Consider the following 22,308-nt stretch of genomic DNA (forward strand, 5'->3'; position numbering starts at 1 on the left):
TGTCGTCCTCACCGCCGTGGTCGTCACACGGCAACTGCCCGCGCTAGTGCGGCTCGCGATCGATGAACTGCCTCTCGGGAAACTGTTTTCACTCGTCCGTCGAGGCCGCAGGCTCGGGGTGCGCCGGCCGGGAGTCCGCGGTGGCGAGCGCCTCCTCGACACTGCCGACGATCGGGACGGTGATGCTGACCCCGGTCAGATCCAGGATGCGCTGGACGGCGGGCGTCGGGGAGATGACGTACACCCCGCCCGAGACCTCCCGCACCTCCTGATAGGCGCGCAGAACGATGTTCATGCCGGAGGAGTCCATAAAGGGAACGCCGGCGATGTCGAGCAGGAAGTGGCGTCGGCCATGGTGGAGTTGGTTCGCGAGATGGTGCTGCAACTCGGTCGCTGTATCCATGTCCAGGTCGCCCTCGACCGTGAGCAGCACGGCGTCCTCCCGGGGCACCTCTACCTTGATCGACAAGGGATTCTGGGCAACGGACACAAAAACCTCCCACAGGCGTTGGCGATCGGGACGGGTGCCCCGATGGACGGATTTCATGCATCGCGGCGCCGAGACACTCCGGTCCGGCCCCCTGAGCGGCCCCTTGGAGGCCGTCATGGGTGGTCTCGGGCATGGCGCTCCTGTCCCGCGTGTGCAGTTGACCGTCCGTCGATGCGTTCGCCCACCTACCCCTGAATCCTCACAGCACACAGGGGTAGTGCGCGGCAGCGGTACTCCGCCGTACTTTTGGCCGCTTTTGTGCGCATGGGTTCGAGCGGCGGTTTGACGGCTCGCCGACTGGTCACGCGGAAAGGAGGAAGGCATCACGGATGTGGCGGAGGGAAGGAACTCAGCCCTGCCCCAGGGTCCTCATGGACGCACGGCGGGTCATTCCTCCCCTCGCCTCCATCAGGGAGCGAAAGGATGAGTGAGACGTACCGGACCGGCGCCGCCCGGAACTCGGCGGGAGCGGGTCGAGTGCGCCGCGGGCCGCGGAGTCCGGCGGAGGCACGCGGAGCCGTGCGGCGGGTGCTGTCCGAACAGTCGCGTGCCCGGGGCGCCGCGTGCCCACCGGACACCCTCTCGGACGCCTTGCTGGTGGCATCGGAACTGACGACCAACGCGATGCTGCACGGCGGCGGCGTCACAGACTTCGACGCCGAGGTGGTGGGTCAGGACCTGTACCTGTCCGTCAGTGACCGGGAGCGACGGCGGCCGGTCGCTCTCGCGCCGGTCGACCGTCACGGACGACGGCGCTGCTCGGGCCGCGGCTGGCCGATCGTATGCAGGCTGTCCCGCGACGTGCTGGTGTCGGATCTTCCGGCCGGCGGCAAGCGCGTCACCGCGGTGATTCCCCTGTCGGCGGGGTGCCCGCGCCCGGTCGACAGCACCTGACCCGGACGTGACGGTGGGCCGACGGCCACGAGGCCGCGACCCACCCCGGACGACAGTGCACCAGAGACGACGGTGCTCAGGCGACCTCGGGCTCCAACAGCCCGACGCGCAGTTGCTTGATGATGCGGCTGATGAGCCGCGAGACGTGCATCTGGGAGACGCCGATCCGGTCGGCGATCTGCGCCTGGGTGAGTTCCTCGACGAAACGCAGATGGATGATCCGGCGTTCACGTTCGTCGAGCCCGTCGATCAGGGGTGCCAAAGAGTGGAAGTCCTCGACGAGTTCCAGCGACGGGTCCTCCTCACCCAGGAGGTCGGCCAGGACGGACTCGCCGCTCTCCGCATCCCCCGCGACGGCGGCGTCCAAGGAGGCACACTGGTAACAGTTGGAGGCCTTGCGGGCCTCGATCACCTCGTCCTCCGACAGGGACATCAGCTGTGAGAGCTCGCGGGTGGTCGGCGTACGGCCCAGCCGGGAACTGAGTTCCTCCGTCGCCTTGGCCAGCTCCACCCGCGCCTCCTGCAGTCGGCGCGGCACATGGACCGCCCAGCTCGTGTCGCGGAAGAAACGCTTGATCTCGCCGACGATGTACGGGACGGCGAACGTCGTGAACTCGACCTCCCGGGACACCTCGAAGCGGTCGATGGCCTTGATCAGCCCAATGGTCCCGACCTGGACGATGTCCTCCAGCGAGTCCCCGCGGGCGCGGAAGCGCGACGCCGCGTACCGCACCAGCGACAGGTTCATCTCGATCAGCGTGTTGCGCACGTACTGGAATTCGCGCGTGCCCTCTTCCAGCATGACCAGTCGGTCGAAGAACTGACGCGACAACTCGCGTGCCTCCTGGGGCCTCACCCTCGTCGGATCCTCGATCAGCGGCAGCGCCGCCCCGTCCGTCGTGACCGTCTCCTGTGCCGTGGCCGTTGCCTGCGCCACCGTCACGGCTGCCATGCTGCCCTCCCGATCGCCGGAACCTGCGTCCTTCCCCGCGTGCCCCTGCTCGCGCGGCTCACTCCCCCTTTGTGGGCCGGAACACATCGCCGTGATGAGTTCTGGCGCGAAGTCGCCCCTTGGTGCACTAGATCCGGACACGCCGTCGATGGAGATCCCGGCCGACGCCGGGCCTTGTGTCAACCCTCTTGGATCCGCGGCTGTTTGCGTGCCCGGTCGCGGGGCATGCGGGTTTTCGTGCTTCGGACCAGAGGCGCACCGGTGCGTGAGGTGTGACCGCTCCGGGGCCTTAACGCCCCGTGCACCGTTTCCCACGGAGATTCCCTGAGAGCGCATTTTCAGGAGCTGTTCCCGCATGCTGGTTGAACCGTCCGCACATGGTTCCGACATCTCTGCCCGTCCCCGCGTGGCCGGCGGACGCGTCCACGACGACGCCCCCGACACCGCGGCCGACTTCGCCCACCTGGCCGCTCTGCCCGATGGACCCGAGCGCGACGCCGTACGCGACCGGCTGACCGAGGCGTGGCTGCCCATGGCCCACCGCATTGCCGGCAAGTTCCGCAACCGCGGTGAGTCACTCGAGGATCTGCGCCAAGTGGCGGCCCTGGGACTGGTGAAGGCCATCGACCGCTACGAGCCCGGACGAGGGGCCTTCGAAAGCTACGCCGTACCCACCATCACGGGCGAGATCAAGCGGCACTTCCGCGACCGGATGTGGGCCCTCAGGGTCCCCCGTCGCGTCCAGGAGGTGCGCAACAAGGTACGGATCGCGCGCCGCGACCTCGCCGACTCCGCCGGCGGCTCCAACCCCTCGGTCGCCGAGATCGCCGCCCACACGGGGCTCACCGAGGAGGAGGTCAACGCAGGCCTGGAGGCCATAGAGAGCTTCAGCACCCTGTCCCTCGACGCGGAGATGTCCTCGAGCGACGACGGCTTCAGCCTCGCCGACACGATCGGCACCTGCGAGGAGGCGTACGACGTCGTCATCGACCGAGAGGCGGCCAAGGAAGGCCTGCGGCGCCTGCCCGAGCGTGAGCGCGCCATCCTGTACATGCGCTTCTTCGAGGACATGACCCAGAGCCGCATCGCCGACCGCCTGGGCATCTCGCAGATGCATGTCTCCCGCCTCATCAGCCGGTGCTGTGCGCGCGTGCGGGACGAGGTACTGGACCAAGAGCCGGGGCCGGAGCGCCGCGGGGACAACGGCAGGACCGGATGACGCAGCAGCCGCCGCGTTCCCGAGACCCCTATTACGCAGGCCCGACAGCCTCGCTCGGCGGCGGGCGCGACGATCACTTTCCAGGAGCCGATCGACATGCTGATGCCCCATCCGGCGATGCTGCGCAGGCTCGTCGAGGAGTACCAGACGCTCACGACCCGAGAGGGCGACGGGGAGGCCGGTGCGGGCCGAAGCGACCTGCGGGCGCAGGAACTGGCCTGCGCGCTGTGCATGTCGACCGGAACGCGCGAGGTGGGCCGGGCCGTGGAAGCGGCCCGCCGTCTGCTCGCCGCCTCGCACGACCCCGAGTCGTCGGCGATCGCCGGCTGAGCTGGGCGGGCGCACAGGCAAGAGGCAGCGAATGGAAGAAGGCGACGATGTGAGCACCGGCGGAATCTGGTCGTACCCTCCTGGGAGCGGCCACCAGGAAGGGCAGGCCCTCACGGGCTTCACGGTCGAGGCGACCGACGGAGTCATCGGTCATGTCGACCGCCAGGCCGACGACACTCCCCAGCGGCACTTGATCGTCGACACCGGCGCATGGGTGTTCGGCAGGAGTCTGCTGATCCCTGCGGGCACGGTCACGGGTATCGACCACAAGGCCCGGATGATCACCGTGGCGTGTACCCGAGCGGAAGCCAAGGCGGCTCCCCGCTTCAGGACGGACCGCGAGACGCTCGATCCCGAGTACCTGTCCATGGTCGGTGCCTATTACGCCGCACTCCCCCATGGTTCGGGCGCAAGCGGGTAGGCGAGGCCAATGCGCGCCCCTGACGAACGACGAGGAGCGGAGACGACAGCGTGCGAGGAATAGTGAAGTGACGGAAACCGGAGTCCTCTTGACGTGTGGCAGCGATGCTCGGGAAGTCATGAGCACGCCGTCGGCAGCGCACGAGCTACCGTGAAGCCGGTGGAGCGCCCGGCCCTGGACGGCGGAACGGCGCGTACCCGGTCGGTCCCGATCACCAGCGCGGCGACGGCACGCAATCACGTGCGGGCGGTCGTGGGAGACCACTGGCGTGCCCCGTCCGGCCCGGCGAGTGAGAGAGCCGTCATGGATCTCCTGCTGGTCGTGTCGGAACTGGTCACCAACGCCATACGGCACGGCGGCGGCCTCGCCGGGTTCGAGGTGGACCTTCTTCCCGAGGGTGTACGGCTGAGCGTGCACGACTACAGCGACGCCGTTCCCTCCGCCGCCTACGGGTCCGGCACACTGCCCCACGCGCACGCGGGCAGCGGCTACGGATGGCCGCTGATCATCCGCCTGTCCCGTGAGATCCACATCGAGTGCCACCGGGAGGGCGGCAAGACGGTGAGCGTGCTGGTGCCGCTGATGTGAGGATGCGCTCGTCGGGCGGGCGACTCACCAGGGCAGGAACACGTGCACGTCCTTGCCGTCCTCACGCACCACCACGCTGACCTGGTCGCACAACGTGTGGATCAGATACCAGCCGATACCGCCGGCACCGCCCTTGCCCGGGTGGAAGGGGCGCGGCGCCGGTGCGGTGGTACTCGTGTCGCTGACTGTCACGTGCACACCGTCGTACGCCTTGCGCATCGTCATTCCGAACGGCCCCGGAGCGTACTGGATGGCGTTGGCGGCAAGCTCGCTGACGACCAGCAGGATGTCGTCCCGGTACTCGGGCGACGCCGGCGGTGAGGACCGCGCAAGCCCGGTAAGAAACTCCTCCGCGCTGAGGCGGGCTCCCGTCACATCACCAAATCCCCCGTCAAACCTGACCTCCCAGTCCTGGTTGTCCTCCGAAGACGCTTTGCCGCCCCCATGCGATTCGGTCGCCATCACACCTTCTCCGGCCCGTCCGCCGCCGGCCGCGGTGACTTGTCGTGCTGCTTCCACCGCTGCTGGTTCCCAGCCGGCGCGCGGATACGCGTGCGAAACCGGTGGGAACCGTGGGGACCTCGCGGTTGTCCTGGTGGAGCGGTGACGAAGCCCCGGCCGTCGCACGCGTCTGCGGTAAGGGTCCGGGGGGAGTCGATCCGTAGCCGTAGCGGCCTGCAGGGGATGAGGATCGCGCCATTGCCGTGTTGCCGACAGCAGTGGCATCGGCGAACGGAAACTTCAGGTACTCCATGAAGAACTCGCGAGCGGATGCAGGTCGGCGCGTCACTGCTCATCTTCGGCGCGTCACTGCTCAGCTATGGACGCCTGCCGGGTGAGGAACTCCTCGAACGCCGCCTTCTGTTTCGGATCCATGAAGCCTTGGCGGACATCACGGGCCTTCTCCTGGAGCCAGTGAGCCTCATCGGGTTCCAGTAGCTCGGCGACCACCACGCCGTTGCGAGCGACCGCCGTGCGTCCTCCGACGCGGCGACGAAAGAGCGTGAACGGGCCGAACTCCGCCGGGTGGGCCAGTTCCGGTTCCTCGGTAACAGACCGGCTCTCGTCCCCAGCGCCACTCGTCGGGTAGGCGGTGGGGGCCCAATGTTCCCAGAGTGCCAGCGTGGCCGCGGGCACCAGCACCGCGCGTTCCGCCTCTTCACGCCCCTCCCATATAAACGTGACAGTGACGGGCTCGCCGACCGTCTCGGCCAACGCGAGCACCCTCTCCACCTCATCGTTGATCGGGTACCCCACCACTACATCGATCTGAATGCCCATGGAGCCTGAGGCTACTGGCCGCTTCCGACACACCGGCCCACACTCCTGCGCCTCGTCGACAACGGCGCACCAGGTGGACCGTCCGAGGTCAGTTGCAACAGCTACCGCACGCTCTCCACCCGACGTTCGTCCGGCAAGGCCTACGGCGTCGCCGCATCGATGCCGGACGCGACCTCATGGCACCGCGCCCGGCCACTCAGGTTCCGTTGCCCAGTTCGAACCTGGTCCAGTGGACACCGTCGGTGGATATGCGCCAGCTCCCCGCGCCGAAGCTGTCGCCCCACAGATAGCCGAGCGCGGTAGTGGTCACCCAGCCGGACATCCCTCCGGAGTTTCCGTGGCGTGTGAAGGAACGGCCGCCGTCGGTACTGCGCCAGACGCCGTCCTCACTGTGGATGGTCAGGCTGCCGTCGGCGGCGGCGATCGGCGTGCCGAGCAGGGAGCGCGGTTCCACGCCCTTGCGGTGCTCCCAGACGCGCTCCCAGGTGCGGCCGGCGTCCGTGCTGCGGTGGAGGGCCAGCAGGCCGTTCTTCACGTTGTCCTCGCCGGGCAGCTGGCCCGGTTCTGCGGCGTAGAGCACCTTTCCGGTTCCGGTGACGTGCAGAGCCCACGCGGACTCTCCGGTTCCCGTCGGTCGGGACAACCGCCAGCTGCGTCCTTTGTCTTCGCTGACGGCGAGTGCGACGCGGCCGGAGCGCGGGTCACGACCGGAGGCGAAGACCAGATCCTCGGTCTGCCCGGCCGGGATCACCGGAGCTTTCAGCGGCGGCTGAGTAGCCAGGGCCCGGAACTCTCCGGTGGTGGGCGAGGCCGTGAGGAGACGGGACTGCTCGCAGCTGTTGCCCTCCTGGTCCATTCGTGTGCAGTCCTCGACCAGGGTGACACCCTCGGGCAGCATCGGGGTCGTGCCCGAGGGCCTGGCCGAGCCCTGCCGCCAGTGGCGTCCCCCGTCACTGGTGAACCAGGTCCGGTCCGGCGGCGGCCACACGCCCTCCGTGATCAGCGCGCGACCGGGGCCCAGCACTCTCAGCGTCGCCGTGATGCCGTGCTCCACAGTCACGTCCGCGAGCGGTGAACGCCCGATCCGCCATGCGTCGGCACCCTTGTCGAGCACGGCGACTCGCTGCCGGCAGCGTGTCTTCCCGCACTCCGCGAGCAGCGCGAACCCACTGCCGTCCCTTGCGAAGTCGACGGCGACCGAGCTGCCGGGCAGGTCCGTTCCCGACGGAATGCGAGGTACGACCGCCGCGCCTGCGGAAGCGGCGCGCTCACCCGCCCGCGCGCCCCGGCCCCTGTCCTTGACTCTGTCCGTGTCCCCCTCGACGCAAGCCGACACCAGTGCAAGCAGTGCCAACACAGCTGCACCCAAGAGGCCCCAACTACCCCTGCCCTTACCCTCACGCCACCTCATGAGAAGCCCCCGATCCGGCCGGCATGCCCGGCCCGCGATGCACCGTCACCTCTGGTACACCGCTCACCGCGCTGGGGTTCCCGCTCCGCCACCGAATTCGGTGAGGCCCTTGTTCGCTCGACGGTGAGCTCGTCGTCTACCGCACGAGAGAAGCTGCACGCACGACCGGAGGCGCCCCCTGCCGACTGGCTGCTGCCAGGGCGTTGTCAGTGGTGGCAGGCAGGATGACGGTCATGACGACACCAGTTGCAGAGATCGTGGATGCCGCCGTCTACGCGCTGGCAGTCGAGGACGCGGTGAAGGCCCCGGCCGCCTACTACGCCGGCGGCACGTCGCCTCTGGACGATGAGACCTACGACCGGCTGGTGCGCGCCATCGCGGCCTGGGAGAACGAGCACCCCGATGAGGTGCTGTCCGGCTCGCCGACGGGGAAGGTGGCCGGCGGCGCCGTGGAAGGGGATGTCCCGCACACGGTGGCGATGCTCAGCCTGGACAACGTGTTCTCGCCTGAGGAGTTCACCGCCTGGACTGCATCCCTGGCCCGGCGTATCGGCCGGGACGTCACCCGCTTCAGTGTCGAGCCGAAACTCGACGGGCTGGCGATAGCCGCCCGCTACACCGGTGGCCGCCTCAGACAGCTGATCACGCGGGGCGACGGGACGGCCGGGGAGGACGTCTCGCACGCGATCGGCACCATCGAGGGCCTGCCCGAGCAGCTCGCCGAGCCGGTCACCGTGGAGGTACGTGGCGAAGTACTGATGACGACGGCTCAGTTCGAGCACGCCAACGAGGTCCGCACCGCGCATGGCGGGCAGCCGTTCGCCAATCCGCGCAACGCCGCAGCGGGGACCCTGCGCGCCAAGGACCGCGAGTACACCGTGCCGATGACGTTCTTCGGCTACGGCCTGCTGCCCCTTGCCGACACGGAGACGGCGCAGGCGGCCTGGCTGGCAGAACTCGCGCACAGCGATCTGATGGCGCAGGCCGCCGCATACGGGGTGAACACCACCGCCACCACCGCCGTGCCCGGCATCACCGCCGACACGACCGAGCAGGTACTGGCCAGGGTGCAGGAGATCGCAGCGCTGCGCGCGCAGTTGCCGTTCGGCATTGACGGGATCGTCATCAAGGCCGACCTGGCCGCCGACCAGCAGGCCGCCGGATCCGGGACGCGCGCGCCGCGCTGGGCGATCGCCTACAAACTGCCGGCCGTCGAGAAGATCACCCGGCTGCTCGAGGTGGAGTGGAACGTGGGCCGCACCGGCGTCATCGCGCCACGCGCGGTCCTTGAGCCCGTCGAGATCGACGGCCCCACCATCACCTACGCCACCCTGCACAACCCCGCCGACATCACCCGGCGCGACCTGCGCCTGGGCGACCGTGTCATGGTCTACCGCGCCGGAGACGTCATTCCCCGCGTCGAAGCCCCCGTTGCCCATCTGCGTACTGGCGAAGAACAGCCCATCGTCTTCCCGGAAGCATGCCCGCGGTGCGGCGCCGGTATCGACACCAGTGAGCAGCGCTGGCGGTGCGAGAACGGCCGCAACTGCCACCTGGTGGCCTCCCTCTCCTACGCCGCCGGCCGCGACCAGCTCGACATCGAAGGCCTCGGCCACACCCGCGTCGTCCAACTCGTCGACGCCGGCCTGATCTCCGATCTCGCCGACCTGTTCACCCTCACCCGCGAGCAGCTCCTTGGCCTGGAGCGGATGGGCGAGACCAGCACCGACAACCTCCTCGCCGCCCTCGCCACCGCCAAGACCCGGCCCCTGTCGCGAGTGCTGTGCGCGCTCGGCGTGCGCGGCACCGGTCGGTCCATGTCCCGGCGCATCGCCCGCCACTTCGCCACCATGGACGCCGTCCGGGCCGCCGACGCCGAAACGATGCAGCAGGTCGACGGCATCGGCACCGAGAAGGCCCCGTCCATCGTCACCGAACTCGCCGAACTCGCCCCGCTCATCGACAAACTCGCCGCGGCCGGGGTGAACATGACCGAACCCGGCGCCACCCCGCCCCGCCCCGCAGACGACGGCGCAGACAACCCCGCAGAAGCTACGGCACCTGCCGCCGGGCCGCTGGCGGGCATGACTGTGGTCGTCACCGGCGCGATGACCGGAGCGCTGGAGAAGCTCAGCCGCAACCAGATGAACGAGCTCATCGAACGGGCCGGCGGCCGCTCCTCTTCCAGCGTCTCCAAGAAGACCACGCTCGTCGTCGCCGGAGAGGGCGCCGGATCCAAGCGGGCCAAGGCCGAAAATCTCGGCATCCGGTTGGCCAGTCCCGACGAATTCGCCACCCTCGTCGCCGACTTCCTGTGATGACAGCCGTCCCTTCAGATTGGGTGTCCCACGTCACAGCGGAACCCGGGCAGCGCAAGGAACAACCCGAGGTGGTTGACCGTTCATCTGTACGTGGCTAGCGGAGGGGACAGTGTCCCCGGGCCTCACCTATAGCCCATGGGGACGATCGTCCGGCTGAAGCCCCATGGAGCCTTCCGCCGAGAGGCGACCGCCCCCCGCTTGCCACCGCTCACGGCCCCGGCTGGTCTCCCCCGTCCAGCCGGGGCTTTCGCATGACCACTGGGCGTGCAGGCAAACGGCGGTGACAGCGACGCAACTGGCCGGTGAAGAGCCGCTGCGAGTAGGCGAAGGCGCGGAGCTTGCGCCAGTCAGCAAGGACCTCAGGAGCTCCGCGACGGCGGATGACGCTGTCGACGCCTCCGTCCATGTCCGAGGCCCAGGGCTGTGGTGCCATCGACCGGCTCATCTCCACCGTGTGCGTCGGCGGCGGACCAGGAGGTGGACCCGAGGGTTTCCCTCCGGCTCACGCAGGACCTATCCGACGCCTCGCGACTGAGGATTCTGGACATCCCCTGTGACCGTCAACAACGCCACCGCCACCCGAAGATCTCGAAGCCGGTTTACGTCCAGGCAGCCGCGATCGAGTGCGGCGTACAGATAGCCGTAGCCGCGGCCGTGCCAGCGGTCAGCGACAGCTCCGTCGGCGTCTTCACCGGCCCATCCGGACGCAGCAGTGCGTCGGTCGCCTCGAAGAACGCATCCGCTTGTGCGGACAGACACCCGTAGAAGGCCGTACGAAAGCGTGACGGTTCCGCGAATGCACCCTGGCCGCATGGTCAGCGCCGGGCCGCTGAACCCGCTACTCCGCACGGTGGAGAAGTAGTCGATCCACTCAGTTCACCATCTGCCTTCCTAGGCGCGGACGCGCGCGGGATGATGGCGGGCATGGGGGGGGATGGAGAAGGGCAGCGCGGCGAGTTAGTACGGTCTACTTTGCGTTGGCATTAGGCGGCATCATCGGCGCCTTGTGGTTCGCACAACGTTTTCACCTTGGAGCGGCCGCGACTGCAGCGTCACTGCTGCCTACACTGGCTCCGCTGTTCTTGTCCTGGGTGACCTTCCGCTCGGGCGCGGAACGTGCTGCCGAGCAGCCACTCGAGGAGATCGCAGAGCAGCTGGCGCAAGCCGTGCAGAATCAGTGGGAGACCGAGGTCGCGGTGCGGCGCGTGAACGATCCGTATCCCATGACGGTGAGGTGGAGGGCCGCCCCGGACGATCTGGTCGAATCCTGGCCGCTGCTCCAGACGACCGCCAACGACTGGCCCGGCGAGCTTGGGTGTGTCCCTGACGGGTGGGCGAATTCCCCAGCAGAACTGGGAGGTTCTGGCGCGGAAATCACGCAAGTATTCGCAGAAAGGGTTCCTACTCGGCGCCTTCTGGTGCTGGGAGGACCTGGCGCAGGAAAGACAGTCCTTCTGTCACGGCTGATGCTGGGGCTGCTTCACCGGCGGACGACGAGCGCTGCCGGCCCGCACACGAATGCCGTCCCAGTGCTGTTTCCACTGGCTACGTGGAATCCCACACAAAAGGATTTCTACGCTTGGATGACGGAGCGGCTCGCCTCGGACTATCCCATCCTGGCTGAACCTGCACCCACGCGGTACGGGCAGATTGATCGCGCCCGAGCTCTACTCGGCCACCGTCGAATCCTGTGGACCGGGGCAAGTACGGCTCGAAGATCCACTTGGTTACCGAGCGGACCGGTCTGCCCCTGTCCGTCGGCATCTCCGGCGCGAACACGCACGACAGCCAGGCCCTATCCCGCTGGTACAGGGAATACCGCCGATCCGGTCCCGGCGCGGCCGACGTCGGCGCAGGCCCGGCAAGCTCCACGGCGACAAGGGCTACGACTACAACCACTTGCGACGATGGTTACGCAGCCGCGGGATCACGCGCCGGATCGCACGCAAGGGCACAGACTCCAGCCAGCGGCTGGGCCGGCACCGGTGGACCATCGAACGCACCATGGCCTGGCTCGCCGGATGCCGACGCCTGCACCGCCGCTACGAACGCAAGGCGAGCCACTTCCTGGCCTTTACCAGCATCGCCTGCACCCTCATCTGCTACCGACGACTCGCCCGAGCAGACGACTTCTAGGAGGCGTCGGCATAGGCGAGATGAGTGCCGCAGACGGTGCAGCGGAAGAGCATGGCGGTCGCCCCGTCGCCAAGGTGGGCCAGGAAGTGCTCAAGCTGGTTTTCGTCGTGCCAGCCGTCGAGGCGCATTTCGGTCCGCAGCTGGTCGAGGGCTTCGGGATGCGCCGCCAGCTCGGTGTATCCGACTTCGCCCACGAAGGCGGCCGCGTCCTGGCAGTGGACGAGCCAGTGTGGATCCTGCCAGGCGTGGAAGCCAGGAGTGCGGCGGGTGACCTCGTGCAAGACGCCCTCGCTGACACCCTCGAGCCCGTAAGAGTCAGTGAATTCACCCGCGAAGCGTTCAGCCGCGCTCCCGTCTGCGATGCACCACGGGCAGAAACGTCCGTTGACCTCGTGTGTGGTGTAGAACGTGGCCGTGTAGATCCATCCCCTGTTGCCCTTGCAGCAGGCGCATGTCTCGGCGGCCGCGCGGATGGACCCGCTTGCCAGAGGGTCTGGGTGATAGCGAAAGGAGGGCAGACTGGCACTCATCGCCGGTTCCCGATCTGCGCCCCGGTGGCCATGCCCATTGATTCCATGGAGAGCAGTCTGTCCGCGAGCAGGTCCACGATCAAGCGCGGCGTGGGACTCCTCCTGGCCCAGCCAATTGAGACAGCTTTTAAGAGGGTGTCTCACGTGGCAAGTTCGCGAGCTTCTTGTCTGGGCGGCGGGCAGGCCGAGGAAGGCGAGGAAGTGCGAGCCCTTTCATTCATGTCGGACGGTGAGGCGGCGGTAGCCGAAGAGCCAGGCGATCGACCGTTCGATCTTCCAGCGGTGTCGACCGAGGCGTTCGCCGTGTCCGCGCGGAGATTGACGGGTCGGTGCTGCCGTGGTCCCCGGCGGGACCAGGCGGCGGGTATGCCGCGGTTGAGCGGTTTGAGGACGAGGCTGTCGTGCATGTTCGGGCCGGACACGGCGGCGGCGAGCGGGACGCCCTTGGCATCGGACAGCACGTGCAGTTTGCTGCCCTTCTTGCCTCGATCGACCCGGGCTCGGCCCCGTCAGCGATCCCCCCTTTGGCGCGAACAGAGGCCGCGTCGACGATCGCCGAGGTCCAGTCCACCTCGCCCCAGGCCCCGAGTTCCTACATCACCGCCCGACGCGGCCGACGCCACAGGTCGGCCTCGGTCCGTACCGTGAAGCGGCGATGCGCGGTGGCGGGCGACGTGCCGAACGTGGGCGGCAGATGCCGCCAAGCACAGCCGCTGGTCGGCACGTACACCACTGCCGTGAACACGGCCCGCTCGTCCCACGGAGCAGTCCGACCACCTTACGGACGCGCCGCGAACGACGGCAGCAACGGGGCGACCGGCTCCCAGAGTTCACCAGGAACCAGACGCTTCGATAGATCAGCACCCACGGCCGGCATCGTGCCGCTCGACCATCAAGTCACGTGAGACAACCTCTAAGCCTTGATTGGTGCGGCCGACCTGGCGGCCTGCTCGATCTTCGCGCAGTGGGCTGCACGGGCTTCCTCGTCGATCTGCTGCTCGTGTTCGGCGCGCAATCCGGTCCGGCCGTCGAGGCCCTCGCGCAGGATATCGGCGTGCCCGGTATGCCGGATGGACTCGCCGAGGACATGGACCATGATGGCGAACAGGTTCGTGTTGGGATAAGGCTCCGGCCACCATGGCACGTGGCCGGGGGCGTCGAGGGGAAGCGCGTTGATCGTCGCGTCCGAGTGTTCCCACGTGCGCCGGTAGAACCCGAGGATCTGATCGCGGGTCTCGTTCTCGGTCGCCCACAGATCGCTGCCGTTGGAGTGGTCCTGCCACCGGGGCAGCGGTTCCGGGAAAGGGCGGTCGAAGACCTCGCCGAAGTACCTGGCCTCGACGGTGGCCACGTGTTTGACCAGGCCGAGGAGGTTGGTCCCGGTCGCTGTCAAAGGTCGGCGGGCGTCGTATTCGGACAATCCGTCGAGTTTCCAGAGCAGCGCCTTGCGGTCCCGCCGCAGTCTCCCGTGCAGGTTGTCCTTCGCGAAATCATCGATCATGCGGCATGAGCCTGCCATGGGCTGCTCGTGGTCTCAAGATCCCTTACGTGGTCCGCAACGACAGGCAGAGCCGAGGCCTGGCCATGGCCGGCGCCCTGGCCTCCTACAAGAAGCTCGCGAAACAAAACATAAGAGCACCCTCCATGTTCACGCCCGTGGCCCGGCCCCGCGGAGATCACGGGGCCGGGCCAGGGAATGAGCTGCAAGGGAGTGCGTCAGCCCTGGCGGGCCTTGAAGCGCGGGTCCTTCCGGTTGAGCACGAACGTCACGCCGCGTCGGCGCACCACCTGGGCGCCGGGCCTTGCCTTCAACGAGCGCAGCGACTTACGTACCTTCATTGCGGGGTCCTCCTTCCGACGGGCCGCTGGGCCCGGTGTCAGGGGTGGGAGGCGGCGCCGGTGCCGTAGCGCCGCTCGAAGCGCTCCACACGTCCCGCGGTGTCCACGACGCGCGAGGTGCCGGTGAAGAACGGGTGGCTCGCCGCCAAGATCTCGACGTCGACCACCGCGTAGGTGCTGCCGTCGTCCCACTCGACCGTGCACTGTGAGTCGAGGGTGGAGCGGGTCAGCTGGGCGAATCCGGTCGTACGGTCGCGGAACACGACCGGACGGGAGACGGGATGGATGCCGCGCCTCATGAGATGTCCTTTCGTCACGGCCTCCACCGCCGGGTGGCGGGAGGCGGGCGTCAGCGTTCCTCGCGGAAGAGGACGTGAGCGCCGGCGACCGGGTCGTACTTGCGCAGGACCAGCCGGTCGGGGTCGTTCAGCCGACTCTTGCGGGTCACGTAGGTGACGCCAGTACCGGCTGTCGACTTCAGCTTCACCACGGGCCGCGTGCCGCTGCGTGCCATAGCAGGCTCCTTTCCACTGCCACGCCGAGTCGAGTCGATTGACTCGAACATGCCAGACACTCTCCCCAACACGGAGACCCGACGCCGCATTCCCGAAGGCCGGCCGCATCGCTTGATCCGGCTGTCTGCGCCTGCCGGCGACATGGGCCACCGGCGGCGACCGAAGACGGCGTACTGGTCAGCCTGGCCTCCTCCGTCGACCGAACCGCCGTGACGACTCCGCGACGGGCGGTGCACCGTCCCCGGCTCGGAGGGCGCAGACGGCGGGACCGAAAGGCCGCCTGACGGATGCTCTCCGAGCGATCACTCCGGGCGGGAGGGGCGCATGGGAGCCATGGCCCAGCGGATGGTCCGTGTCAGGACCTCACCGGCGGGACGTACGGCGAGGTCCTCGACGACCGGCACCCGGGGCAGCCACAGCATGCCGCGCGCCCAGGTCGGCAGCAGCACGACGGCGCTCGCGGCCAGACCGCCGTAGAAGGGCCGTACAACAAGGGGCAGGGGAGGCTGAAGCAGCAAGAAGCGGGCGGCGGCCCGGGCCTCGGGTGTGGCGCGCAGTTCGGGCCGGTAGGCGGTCAGGAGTTCGGCAAGTTCCCGGCGGTCGCGGGGCGGGGCGACCACGCCCAGCGCCTCGGCCACGCGCGCGGTGTCGGCGACATACGCGTCGTAGCCGGCCGCGTCCAGCGGGCGCGCCCCGTAGCGTTCGTGGGCCCGCAGGAAACTGTCCGTCTCGGCGGCGTGCACCCAGGCGAGCAGGTGGGGATCGGCGGCGTGATAGGGCACGCCCTCGGCCGTCGTGCCGCGGATGTGTTCGTGGATGTGGCGGACCTGCTCGACAGCCTGCCGGGCGTCCTCGGCGGTGCCGTAGGTCGTCACGGCCAGGAAGGCGCTGGTGCGCTGCAGCCGGCCCCACGGGTCGCCGCGGTAACCGGAGTGCCCGGCCACCGCCGCCATGGCGAGTGGATGAAGGGACTGCAGCAGCAGGGCGCTGAGCCCGCCGATGAACATCGAGGAGTCACCGTGGACCGTGCGGATGGGGCGGTCCGGATCGAACCAGCGGGGGCCCGGGGTGTGGTGGATGCGGGCCCGCACCTCCGCTCCGTCGGGGCCGGCGACGCGGGTGAACAGGGCTCGGCCCAGCTGCTCACGCACCACGGTCAGCACGGTCGTCCTCCCCTCTCCACTGACCAGTGTGGGCCACGCCCGCCCGGTCCCGCGTACGCCGACGCCGTTCACCCGCTCGTCAACGGATGTCGTGGCTGACGGTCCGAGGCCGGCCACACATAGGGCAGGGCGTCGGGCACGCCGGGGAACAGAGCGACGTACACCTCCCGACCCTTGTGGACCAGCGCCGAGTGCCCCACCCCCACATGTCCAACCGGCACCAACGACCCCGATCGGACTCCAGGCGGAGTGGGCCAACGGATCTTGAACTGCGCTCACGCACTGGATCGCGCATCCACGCAGCGGCTACAGGCCCAAAAGACGGGCGCACTTCCGGAGAGTGCCGGATACAGCAGCGCCGACAGGGCGACCATCGGTCAGAGCCGGCGTTCCGACATCGAGATATCGTGATGCGTCGGAGCGTAAGAGCAGGAGAGGTGGCGCATGAGCACGGCAGCGGGATGGGATCCGGATGACCTGATCGAGGTCTTCAAGGCCCTGGGCAACCCCGCCCGTTTGCAGATCATGCAGTGGCTGAAGGACCCCGACGCACACTTCAGTGCGTACGAACCGATCGCGGACCGCCAATCGGTCGGCGTGTGCGTCACGCACATCCAGGCGAAGTCGGGACTCGCGCAGTCGACGGTCTCCAGTTACATGAGCACCCTCGAACGCGCGGGACTCGTGCGTCCCACCCGGGTGGGCAAGTGGACCCACTACCGGCGCGACGAAGAACGGTTGACGCAGCTGGCCCGAGCGATCGGCACCACTCTTTAGATTGACACATCGCAATATGTCGATACGATCTCTTCATGTCGACCTTCGCTGCTGCCCCCACCGCGCTGATCGTTCATGCCCACCCCGAGCCGCAGTCCTTCAGCACCACCCAGATGACAACCGCAGCCGAAGTACTGCGCGATGCCGGATACCGAGTCGACGTCCTCGACCTCTACGCCGAAGCATGGGCCCCGGTTCTGGCCCGCGAGGAATTCGGGCCGGTGGAAGGCCACTTCAAGCCGCAGGCCGAGCAGATGCGCGCGGTCAAGGACGGGACGCTCGACGCGACCGTCAAGGGCCATCTCGATCGGCTGCTCGCCGCCGATCTGCTCGTGCTGTCGTTCCCGATGTGGTGGTTCTCGCTGCCGGCCATCCTCAAGGGATGGATCGACCGGGTCTTCGTGATGGGCGGGGTCTTCGGCGGGGACCACGGCGTCTTCGACGACGCGGCACTCGTCGGGAAACGAGCGATGCTGCTGATCACGACCGGCGGGTCGAGTGAGTCGTTCCAGGCCGGTGGCGCCTTCGGCCCGATGGACGACTTCCTCTTCCACATCCACCGCGGCATGCTGCAGTTCGTCGGCCTCCAAGTCCTTGACCCGGTGGTCACCTACGGTCCGGCCCGCATGACCGACCAGGAACGAGCAGCGGCGCTGGACGAGGTCAAGGCATGTGTCGCACGCGCCGCCGCGGACGTCCGCGCCACCGTGGGCTGACCCTGCCATGGGCCAAGCCGGGAGCCCGAAAGGCCTCACCTCAACTGCCTCCTCCCGCGCGAGGCAGGAGCCGATCGGTCGAGCGCTGTACGTCGACGGCCCGACGACCTGCCGAACCATCGTCCGCTGCGTCGGACCCGCCGCCACGGGAAGCGACGGGCCGACCAGGCCCATGACCTCGGCACACGGACCGTTCACCGCAAGCGGTGTCTCATGCCCTGCTGCGCACCTTCAGGTGACCGGCTGTCAGCAGGTGCGGCCCACATAGTGAGCGCCCTGGATCTTGTCGGCAGAGCCGAGCCAGGTCGTGCCGGGCGCGACACACCGCTCGTAGTCGGCGGCGTAGGCGACCCCGACATGGATGACCACGCGTGAGCCGTCGGTGGTGCAGTGGTTGTAGAAGGCGTCGGAGCTGGTCTCGTAGAAGCCGCACGGGTCGGCTGCAGCGGGGCTCGCCTGGGCGGTCACCGCGCCGAGGGACATCAGCACGAGGGCGGCGGAACCGAGAGCGCCGGTCACCTTACGACGAAGATTCAAGTCAACTCCTTGGCCAGTGGCGGCAACAGGCCGGAAGGCCTGCAATCGCCGGTCGGTCGGATACCCGCACAACAATCGCTGTTCTGGCCAGGCGGGTTGATCGAACAGCTCGCCGTTCACCTGGCGAATCGTTCGGCCTGTACGTCGTTGGAACGATCTTGTAGCAGAACCCAAGTCCGGTTCGGGGAAACTGTGTACAGGGCCTCATCCCTGGCGTGGCCGGCCCTCGTCCTGATCCTCGCTTATGAGGGAAGCTGTTGCCGTACAGCACCAAGGTGTGGCGGAGCACGGCACCGGCGTCCTGACAACCAACAACGGAAGCGGGCCCACGGCCGCAGCGAAAACAGCTCCGCCGGAGCCACCGCGTCAGCAGACTGGCAGCCTGAGGCTGACCGGAACGGAGCTGTCATGGCCGTCGACATCCTCTACGAGACACACTCGCTCACCGAGGACAACGAGAACGGAATCGCCACCGGCTGGCTGCCCGGCCGACTCTCCGCTGCGGGACGGCACTTCGCCTCGCAGCTCGGCGACCGCCACCGCAACGACAACCTCGCCGCCGTCTTCGTTTCCGACCTGGGCCGGGCAGTGGAGACCGCCCGCATCGCGTTCACCGGGACCGCCGTTCCCATCCACCAGGACCCACGGCTGCGGGAATGCAACTACGGCAAGCTCAACGGCTGCCCCGTGACAGCACTTGCCCCGGAACGCTCCCGCCACATCGACATTCCCTTCCCCGGCGGCCAGAGCTATCGCCAGGTCATCGACGCGACCGCGGACTTCCTCCACGGCCTGATCGCCGACCGGGACGGACAACGCGTCCTGATCATCGCCCACTCGGCCAACAAATGGGCCCTCGACTGTCTCTTGACCGGGGCATCGATCGAAGACCTGGTCGACGCGCCGTTCAGGTGGCAGGAAGGCTGGGCCTACAGCCTTCCCAGCGACTGGCCGGCCACCACCGGCACTGAACCCGGCGAACGTATCCGGGCACCGCAGTAGTGGGGACAGGGGGCGGCGGGCGTTGCGCGGACGTTCGCGGCTCGGGGTGGGCGGTCAGTCCTCTGCAGGTGACACACGGGTCACCTGGCCGTTGATGTCGGCCTCCACGTAGCCGGACTGGTTGTACTCGTCGCTCAGGTAGACGGCCATTCCGGCCGGGGTGTCGAAGACGTCGTTGGGCTGCCTCACCGTCAGGTAACGGGTCTTCGGATCGTCGACGTTGAGCTTCTTCTCCGCCTCTTCGAAGAGCGCGGGAACCTTGTCCCAGTTGAAGTCGTCCAGGCTTACCGGCCGTTCGCCGCCGGAAAGGGTGCCCTGGATGATGCCCTTCTCCACGCCCTGCCCGGCGCGGTAGGTGTAGGAGTCGTACTTCGTGTTGCTGCCGTTGACCATCAGCTCGGCCGACACGTACTCCGGATAGACCGTGAAGTCACCGAACATGTTTCGGCCGGTCTCCTCCTCGAACGCCTTGATCACGGCCCGGATGCCGTCCGGGGTCAGCATGGCTCCGGTCCTGGGCTCGGTCGGCTGCTGAGCGGCGGGGGCGGCGGCGGTCGGTGAGGGGGTCGTACTCGGGGGCAACGTGGTCGACACCGCGCCCGCGTGCGAGTCGTCCGAGCCGTGCGAGTCGGATCCCAAGGGCAGCATCCACCACAACAGAACCAGTGCACCGGCGAGACAGGCCGCCGAGACGCTCAGCCGCACAGCCGGGCCGGGGAGGCGTCGGCGTGCCTCTCGCACGGGCTCGGTCACCGGCTGAGGTGGGGCCTGGCCCGGTAGCGGGGGGATCGGCGTGGGTCCTGGGGAGGCGATGGCACGCGCCGGGTCGGGAGTGTCGGCGTCGGCGGCGCGTGTTGCGCCGCCTGTGGCAGGAGCGGCTGCGGAGGCCAGGGCTCCGGACGGGATGTATGTGGTCGGTGAGGCAGGAGTGCCGGGATGAAGTGGCGTTGCCGACTTGGCCGGCGGGGTCAGTGGATAGGAGGTGCGTTCGTCCCGCGTCGCTGGACCGGCCGGTCCCGACTCGACTTCGGCCAGCTTCAGGTCCAGCACGGCGGCGGGCGGTCGGGCCGAGGGGTCTCGCACGAGTACGCCCATCAGGAGATCGCCCAGGGCCCCGGCACGCACCGGCGGCGGTACGTCGTCGTGGAGGACCGCCGCAAGCGTGGCCAAGGTGGTGCCGCGGCGCAGCGGATGGTGGCCTTCCACGGCGGTGTACAGCATCATCGCCAGCGACCACAGGTCCGAGGCGGATCCACCCTCGTGTCCTGAGATGCGCTCCGGTGCCATGAAGTCGGGCGTACCGATGAGGGAACCGGTAGCGGTGAGCCCGGTCGACTCGCGGATCGCGGCGATGCCGAAGTCGGTGAGGACGGGACGCCCGTCAGGCCGTATCAGGACGTTGGCAGGCTTGACATCCCGGTGCTGGATACCGGCATCGTGGGCGGCGATCAGCGCGGCCAGCACGCCTCGGCCGATCCGCGCCGCCTCGGCCGGCGGGATCGGCCCCTGGGCCAGCCGGTCGGCCAGCGAGCCGCCGCTGACCAACTCCATCACGATCCAGGGGTACGTTCCGTCACCACCATCGACTATGTGGTGGATGGTGACGACGTTCGGATGGTCGATCCGCGCCAGCGCCCTTGCCTCGCGCAGCACCCGCTCACGCAGCATGCGCGCGCCGTCGGGATCGTACTCGGCAAGGTCCCGGTCGGGTGGGCGGACCTCCTTGACCGCCACCAGCCTGTGCAGCACCAGGTCCCTGGCCCGCCAGACCGTGCCCATCCCCCCGCCACCGAGGCGGGCCTCCAACTCGAAGCGCCCGTCGACAACTCGTCTTCCGGGACCTCTGTCTGCCTCACTCACGGGCTGGAGCATAGTTGCCGCCACCGACACCCTCCGCGCCGGTCCGGGCCCTATGACCATGCCGTGCGGCGATCACGGTTCCCCTCGCAACCGGTAGCAGTAACCTCCTTGCTCAGCGGACTCATTTGGCGGGCGCCAGCCCGCCGTCGAGCACACGGTCCTGGGCAGAGTGGGGCCGTATCGCGGCAAATGGGTACGCACGGCCGGATGGTTGTGTCCTGCGCCGCATCTTCGTGAATCACCGGCGTGGCCCCACTAGTGGACGTTGAGGGCGAGGGCCAGGAGTGCCGCCGAGACCTCGCGGATGATGTGTTCGGCCTCCCGGTATGGGGGCTGGAACGAGGTTCCGCATTCGATTGTGTAGCCGAGGGTCTTGGTGGCGGTCGGGGTGGTGAAGTGGCGGCTGTAGGCGTAGTCGTCGCTGGTGCCGGAGGTGGGGTAGAGGCCGTACGCCGCCTCGACCCCGTAGTCGACGCCGCGCACTCCGCGTACCGCGTCGTTCATACGCCCGGCCAGTTCGACGGCGGTCTTCAGGTCCTGATAGGGGATGAACTCGCCGATGTCGTCATCCTTGCGGCCGCGTACGGCATCGAGGGCGGGGTTGCGGAAGTTGTCGCTCGGGCTGGTGGACTGGTTCCGATCCGAGCCCCAGTTATGCAGGATCACGGGTACGGCGCTGTGGACGTCGACGAGCCAGCGGATGCGCGGGTGGGTGTCGAGCGCCCAGACGATGTTGCGGGTCTCGGGCTCCGAGGCGGCGGACGGGCCCCGGTACGTCTGCGGGTCGCAGGGGTTGTCGGAGGTGTGGACGTCCGCATCGGGGGCGAACTTGGCGGTGTGGTCCCAGAGGAAGTCGAAGTTGCGGTTAAGATCCACGCCCGCGCAGGACGGGCCACCGTGCCAGTGTCCTGCCGGTGCCGGGCGGCGGTTCTTGCGCCACATCGCGTCGGCCGTCTGGCTGTAGGCGCGGCCGTCGGGGTTCACGCACGGGTAGAGGAACAGGGCTAGGCCGTCGATGACGTGCGTGACCTGGGCGGCCGTGTATGACGTCGAGCCGTAGCCGAGGCCCGTGCCCAGGCTGTGCGCCTCCAGGAGGTCCGCAGCGAGTGAAACGAGCGCATCGGGCGGCACCCATTCGCGGGCGTGGACCCCGCCCAGAATCAGAATGCCGTCGACGTCGTGGGCCGACCGGGACCCGATCCGCAGCAGGCGCGCCGTGCGGCCCTCGTGGGTGGTGTGGGGCGGGGTGAGGACCTCCGTCGCCCCCGGGTAGACGGCGTGCAGGTTGCTGATCGCCGATTCGATCTCGGCCACGTTGAGGTACAC

26 protein-coding genes and 2 pseudogenes are annotated in these 22,308 nt (G+C 68.4%); 11 read left to right on the forward strand and 17 right to left on the reverse strand.

Annotation, left to right across the window (positions count from 1 at the left end; all coding sequences use genetic code 11):
• Positions 1-88 precede the first annotated feature (88 nt).
• Positions 89-490 (reverse strand): STAS domain-containing protein, encoded by a 402-nt coding sequence (locus ACZ7L6_RS40715; RefSeq protein ID WP_471933095.1) that lies wholly within the window; start codon positions 488-490, stop codon positions 89-91.
• A 423-nt stretch (positions 491-913) separates the two neighbouring features.
• On the opposite strand from ACZ7L6_RS40715, the gene ACZ7L6_RS40720 reads away from it, so the two are divergent.
• Complete coding sequence (locus ACZ7L6_RS40720) at positions 914-1,384, forward strand: ATP-binding protein (protein WP_471933097.1); 471 nt, start codon at positions 914-916, stop codon at positions 1,382-1,384.
• Positions 1,385-1,460: 76 nt separating this feature from the next.
• On the opposite strand, the gene ACZ7L6_RS40725 is transcribed toward ACZ7L6_RS40720, so the two are convergent.
• Positions 1,461-2,336, reverse strand: a complete 876-nt coding sequence (locus ACZ7L6_RS40725; RefSeq protein ID WP_471933099.1) for an RNA polymerase sigma factor SigF — start codon at positions 2,334-2,336, stop codon at positions 1,461-1,463.
• A gap of 355 nt (positions 2,337-2,691) precedes the next feature.
• Between ACZ7L6_RS40725 and ACZ7L6_RS40730 the strand changes: the two genes are divergently transcribed.
• From ACZ7L6_RS40730 to ACZ7L6_RS40745, 4 genes are all read left to right on the forward strand, one after another.
• On the forward strand, positions 2,692-3,555 hold the full coding sequence (locus tag ACZ7L6_RS40730; RefSeq protein WP_471933101.1) for a SigB/SigF/SigG family RNA polymerase sigma factor: 864 nt from the start codon (positions 2,692-2,694) through the stop codon (positions 3,553-3,555).
• Between the two features lie 96 nt (positions 3,556-3,651).
• Positions 3,652-3,885: a DUF5133 domain-containing protein gene (locus tag ACZ7L6_RS40735; RefSeq protein ID WP_471933103.1), complete on the forward strand. Its 234-nt coding sequence runs from the start codon at positions 3,652-3,654 to the stop codon at positions 3,883-3,885.
• Positions 3,886-3,934: 49 nt separating this feature from the next.
• The gene (locus ACZ7L6_RS40740; protein ID WP_471933105.1) at positions 3,935-4,306 is read left to right on the forward strand and encodes a PRC-barrel domain containing protein; all 372 of its coding nucleotides are present in this window, start codon (positions 3,935-3,937) and stop codon (positions 4,304-4,306) included.
• A 150-nt stretch (positions 4,307-4,456) separates the two neighbouring features.
• Positions 4,457-4,894 (forward strand): ATP-binding protein, encoded by a 438-nt coding sequence (locus ACZ7L6_RS40745; protein ID WP_471933107.1) that lies wholly within the window; start codon positions 4,457-4,459, stop codon positions 4,892-4,894.
• Between the two features lie 24 nt (positions 4,895-4,918).
• Here ACZ7L6_RS40745 and ACZ7L6_RS40750 read toward each other — a convergent pair whose 3' ends face one another.
• The 3 genes from ACZ7L6_RS40750 to ACZ7L6_RS40760 all read right to left on the reverse strand — a co-directional run bounded on the left by ACZ7L6_RS40750 (position 4,919) and on the right by ACZ7L6_RS40760 (position 7,529).
• Complete coding sequence (locus tag ACZ7L6_RS40750; RefSeq protein ID WP_471933109.1) at positions 4,919-5,356, reverse strand: ATP-binding protein; 438 nt, start codon at positions 5,354-5,356, stop codon at positions 4,919-4,921.
• A 345-nt stretch (positions 5,357-5,701) separates the two neighbouring features.
• Positions 5,702-6,175: a hypothetical protein gene (locus ACZ7L6_RS40755; RefSeq protein WP_471933111.1), complete on the reverse strand. Its 474-nt coding sequence runs from the start codon at positions 6,173-6,175 to the stop codon at positions 5,702-5,704.
• 196 nt (positions 6,176-6,371) lie between these two features.
• A complete protein-coding gene (locus tag ACZ7L6_RS40760; protein ID WP_471933113.1) occupies positions 6,372-7,529 on the reverse strand; it encodes a WD40/YVTN/BNR-like repeat-containing protein in 1,158 nt (385 codons plus the stop codon).
• Between the two features lie 290 nt (positions 7,530-7,819).
• Between ACZ7L6_RS40760 and ligA the strand changes: the two genes are divergently transcribed.
• The 3 genes and pseudogenes from ligA (at position 7,820) to ACZ7L6_RS40775 (ending at position 12,043) form a co-directional block, all read left to right on the forward strand.
• Complete coding sequence (ligA, locus tag ACZ7L6_RS40765) at positions 7,820-9,904, forward strand: NAD-dependent DNA ligase LigA (RefSeq protein ID WP_471933115.1); 2,085 nt, start codon at positions 7,820-7,822, stop codon at positions 9,902-9,904.
• A 1,693-nt stretch (positions 9,905-11,597) separates the two neighbouring features.
• Positions 11,598-11,743: pseudogene (locus ACZ7L6_RS40770) on the forward strand (transposase); the annotation flags it as partial.
• Positions 11,744-11,806: 63 nt separating this feature from the next.
• Positions 11,807-12,043 (forward strand): transposase, encoded by a 237-nt coding sequence (locus ACZ7L6_RS40775; RefSeq protein WP_471933117.1) that lies wholly within the window; start codon positions 11,807-11,809, stop codon positions 12,041-12,043.
• Here ACZ7L6_RS40775 and ACZ7L6_RS40780 read toward each other — a convergent pair.
• The 9 genes and pseudogenes from ACZ7L6_RS40780 to ACZ7L6_RS40820 form a co-directional block, all read right to left on the reverse strand.
• Positions 12,040-12,573: a CbrC family protein gene (locus ACZ7L6_RS40780; protein WP_471933119.1), complete on the reverse strand. Its 534-nt coding sequence runs from the start codon at positions 12,571-12,573 to the stop codon at positions 12,040-12,042. The genes ACZ7L6_RS40775 and ACZ7L6_RS40780 overlap by 4 nt on opposite strands.
• 213 nt (positions 12,574-12,786) lie before the next feature.
• Positions 12,787-13,110 carry a transposase gene (locus tag ACZ7L6_RS40785; RefSeq protein ID WP_471933189.1) on the reverse strand — a complete coding sequence of 108 codons (324 nt, stop codon included), beginning with the start codon at positions 13,108-13,110 and terminating at the stop codon, positions 12,787-12,789.
• Positions 13,111-13,165: 55 nt separating this feature from the next.
• Positions 13,166-13,318: a transposase gene (locus ACZ7L6_RS40790; RefSeq protein WP_471933121.1), complete on the reverse strand. Its 153-nt coding sequence runs from the start codon at positions 13,316-13,318 to the stop codon at positions 13,166-13,168.
• A 168-nt stretch (positions 13,319-13,486) separates the two neighbouring features.
• Positions 13,487-14,074, reverse strand: coding sequence for a DinB family protein (locus tag ACZ7L6_RS40795; protein WP_471933123.1), 588 nt, complete (start codon positions 14,072-14,074; stop codon positions 13,487-13,489).
• A gap of 215 nt (positions 14,075-14,289) precedes the next feature.
• Positions 14,290-14,412, reverse strand: a complete 123-nt coding sequence (gene ykgO / locus ACZ7L6_RS40800; protein WP_398826970.1) for a type B 50S ribosomal protein L36 — start codon at positions 14,410-14,412, stop codon at positions 14,290-14,292.
• Between the two features lie 38 nt (positions 14,413-14,450).
• Positions 14,451-14,711, reverse strand: coding sequence for a type B 50S ribosomal protein L31 (locus tag ACZ7L6_RS40805; RefSeq protein WP_471933125.1), 261 nt, complete (start codon positions 14,709-14,711; stop codon positions 14,451-14,453).
• Between the two features lie 50 nt (positions 14,712-14,761).
• Positions 14,762-14,926 (reverse strand): 50S ribosomal protein L33, encoded by a 165-nt coding sequence (rpmG, locus tag ACZ7L6_RS40810; RefSeq protein WP_398826967.1) that lies wholly within the window; start codon positions 14,924-14,926, stop codon positions 14,762-14,764.
• 303 nt (positions 14,927-15,229) lie between these two features.
• Positions 15,230-16,090: an oxygenase MpaB family protein gene (locus ACZ7L6_RS40815; protein WP_471933127.1), complete on the reverse strand. Its 861-nt coding sequence runs from the start codon at positions 16,088-16,090 to the stop codon at positions 15,230-15,232.
• A gap of 68 nt (positions 16,091-16,158) precedes the next feature.
• Positions 16,159-16,281: pseudogene (locus ACZ7L6_RS40820) on the reverse strand (MSMEG_6728 family protein); the annotation flags it as partial.
• Positions 16,282-16,534: 253 nt separating this feature from the next.
• Here ACZ7L6_RS40820 and ACZ7L6_RS40825 point away from each other — a divergent pair.
• Both ACZ7L6_RS40825 and ACZ7L6_RS40830 read left to right on the forward strand, forming a co-directional pair.
• Positions 16,535-16,867, forward strand: a complete 333-nt coding sequence (locus ACZ7L6_RS40825; protein ID WP_471933129.1) for an ArsR/SmtB family transcription factor — start codon at positions 16,535-16,537, stop codon at positions 16,865-16,867.
• Positions 16,868-16,902: 35 nt separating this feature from the next.
• On the forward strand, positions 16,903-17,583 hold the full coding sequence (locus ACZ7L6_RS40830; RefSeq protein ID WP_471933131.1) for an NAD(P)H-dependent oxidoreductase: 681 nt from the start codon (positions 16,903-16,905) through the stop codon (positions 17,581-17,583).
• 246 nt (positions 17,584-17,829) lie between these two features.
• Here the strand turns inward: ACZ7L6_RS40830 and ACZ7L6_RS40835 are convergent, their stop codons facing one another.
• Positions 17,830-18,102, reverse strand: coding sequence for a DUF6355 family natural product biosynthesis protein (locus ACZ7L6_RS40835; RefSeq protein ID WP_471933191.1), 273 nt, complete (start codon positions 18,100-18,102; stop codon positions 17,830-17,832).
• A gap of 426 nt (positions 18,103-18,528) precedes the next feature.
• Between ACZ7L6_RS40835 and ACZ7L6_RS40840 the strand changes: the two genes are divergently transcribed.
• A complete protein-coding gene (locus ACZ7L6_RS40840; protein WP_471933133.1) occupies positions 18,529-19,122 on the forward strand; it encodes a histidine phosphatase family protein in 594 nt (197 codons plus the stop codon).
• Positions 19,123-19,176: 54 nt separating this feature from the next.
• On the opposite strand, the gene ACZ7L6_RS40845 is transcribed toward ACZ7L6_RS40840, so the two are convergent.
• Both ACZ7L6_RS40845 and ACZ7L6_RS40850 read right to left on the reverse strand, forming a co-directional pair.
• The gene (locus ACZ7L6_RS40845; RefSeq protein ID WP_471933135.1) at positions 19,177-20,994 is read right to left on the reverse strand and encodes a serine/threonine-protein kinase; all 1,818 of its coding nucleotides are present in this window, start codon (positions 20,992-20,994) and stop codon (positions 19,177-19,179) included.
• A 243-nt stretch (positions 20,995-21,237) separates the two neighbouring features.
• Positions 21,238-22,308: a M14 family metallopeptidase gene (locus ACZ7L6_RS40850; protein ID WP_471933137.1), complete on the reverse strand. Its 1,071-nt coding sequence runs from the start codon at positions 22,306-22,308 to the stop codon at positions 21,238-21,240.

Source organism: Streptomyces sp. NPDC107522 (assembly GCF_055657525.1).

What these genes read in the sequence shown, in the direction of transcription:
- ACZ7L6_RS40720 (WP_471933097.1), top strand. Translation starts at nt 914, where the DNA reads ATGAGTGAGACGTACCGGACCGGCGCCGCCCGGAACTCGGCGGGAGCG.
- ACZ7L6_RS40725 (WP_471933099.1), bottom strand. Translation starts at nt 2,336, where the DNA reads ATGGCAGCCGTGACGGTGGCGCAGGCAACGGCCACGGCACAGGAGACG.
- ACZ7L6_RS40730 (WP_471933101.1), top strand. Translation starts at nt 2,692, where the DNA reads ATGCTGGTTGAACCGTCCGCACATGGTTCCGACATCTCTGCCCGTCCC.
- ACZ7L6_RS40735 (WP_471933103.1), top strand. Translation starts at nt 3,652, where the DNA reads ATGCTGATGCCCCATCCGGCGATGCTGCGCAGGCTCGTCGAGGAGTAC.
- ACZ7L6_RS40750 (WP_471933109.1), bottom strand. Translation starts at nt 5,356, where the DNA reads ATGGCGACCGAATCGCATGGGGGCGGCAAAGCGTCTTCGGAGGACAAC.
- ACZ7L6_RS40755 (WP_471933111.1), bottom strand. Translation starts at nt 6,175, where the DNA reads ATGGGCATTCAGATCGATGTAGTGGTGGGGTACCCGATCAACGATGAG.
- ligA (WP_471933115.1), top strand. Translation starts at nt 7,820, where the DNA reads ATGACGACACCAGTTGCAGAGATCGTGGATGCCGCCGTCTACGCGCTG.
- ACZ7L6_RS40780 (WP_471933119.1), bottom strand. Translation starts at nt 12,573, where the DNA reads ATGAGTGCCAGTCTGCCCTCCTTTCGCTATCACCCAGACCCTCTGGCA.
- ACZ7L6_RS40795 (WP_471933123.1), bottom strand. Translation starts at nt 14,074, where the DNA reads ATGATCGATGATTTCGCGAAGGACAACCTGCACGGGAGACTGCGGCGG.
- ykgO (WP_398826970.1), bottom strand. Translation starts at nt 14,412, where the DNA reads ATGAAGGTACGTAAGTCGCTGCGCTCGTTGAAGGCAAGGCCCGGCGCC.
- ACZ7L6_RS40805 (WP_471933125.1), bottom strand. Translation starts at nt 14,711, where the DNA reads ATGAGGCGCGGCATCCATCCCGTCTCCCGTCCGGTCGTGTTCCGCGAC.
- rpmG (WP_398826967.1), bottom strand. Translation starts at nt 14,926, where the DNA reads ATGGCACGCAGCGGCACGCGGCCCGTGGTGAAGCTGAAGTCGACAGCC.
- ACZ7L6_RS40825 (WP_471933129.1), top strand. Translation starts at nt 16,535, where the DNA reads ATGAGCACGGCAGCGGGATGGGATCCGGATGACCTGATCGAGGTCTTC.
- ACZ7L6_RS40830 (WP_471933131.1), top strand. Translation starts at nt 16,903, where the DNA reads ATGTCGACCTTCGCTGCTGCCCCCACCGCGCTGATCGTTCATGCCCAC.
- ACZ7L6_RS40840 (WP_471933133.1), top strand. Translation starts at nt 18,529, where the DNA reads ATGGCCGTCGACATCCTCTACGAGACACACTCGCTCACCGAGGACAAC.
- ACZ7L6_RS40845 (WP_471933135.1), bottom strand. Translation starts at nt 20,994, where the DNA reads ATGCTCCAGCCCGTGAGTGAGGCAGACAGAGGTCCCGGAAGACGAGTT.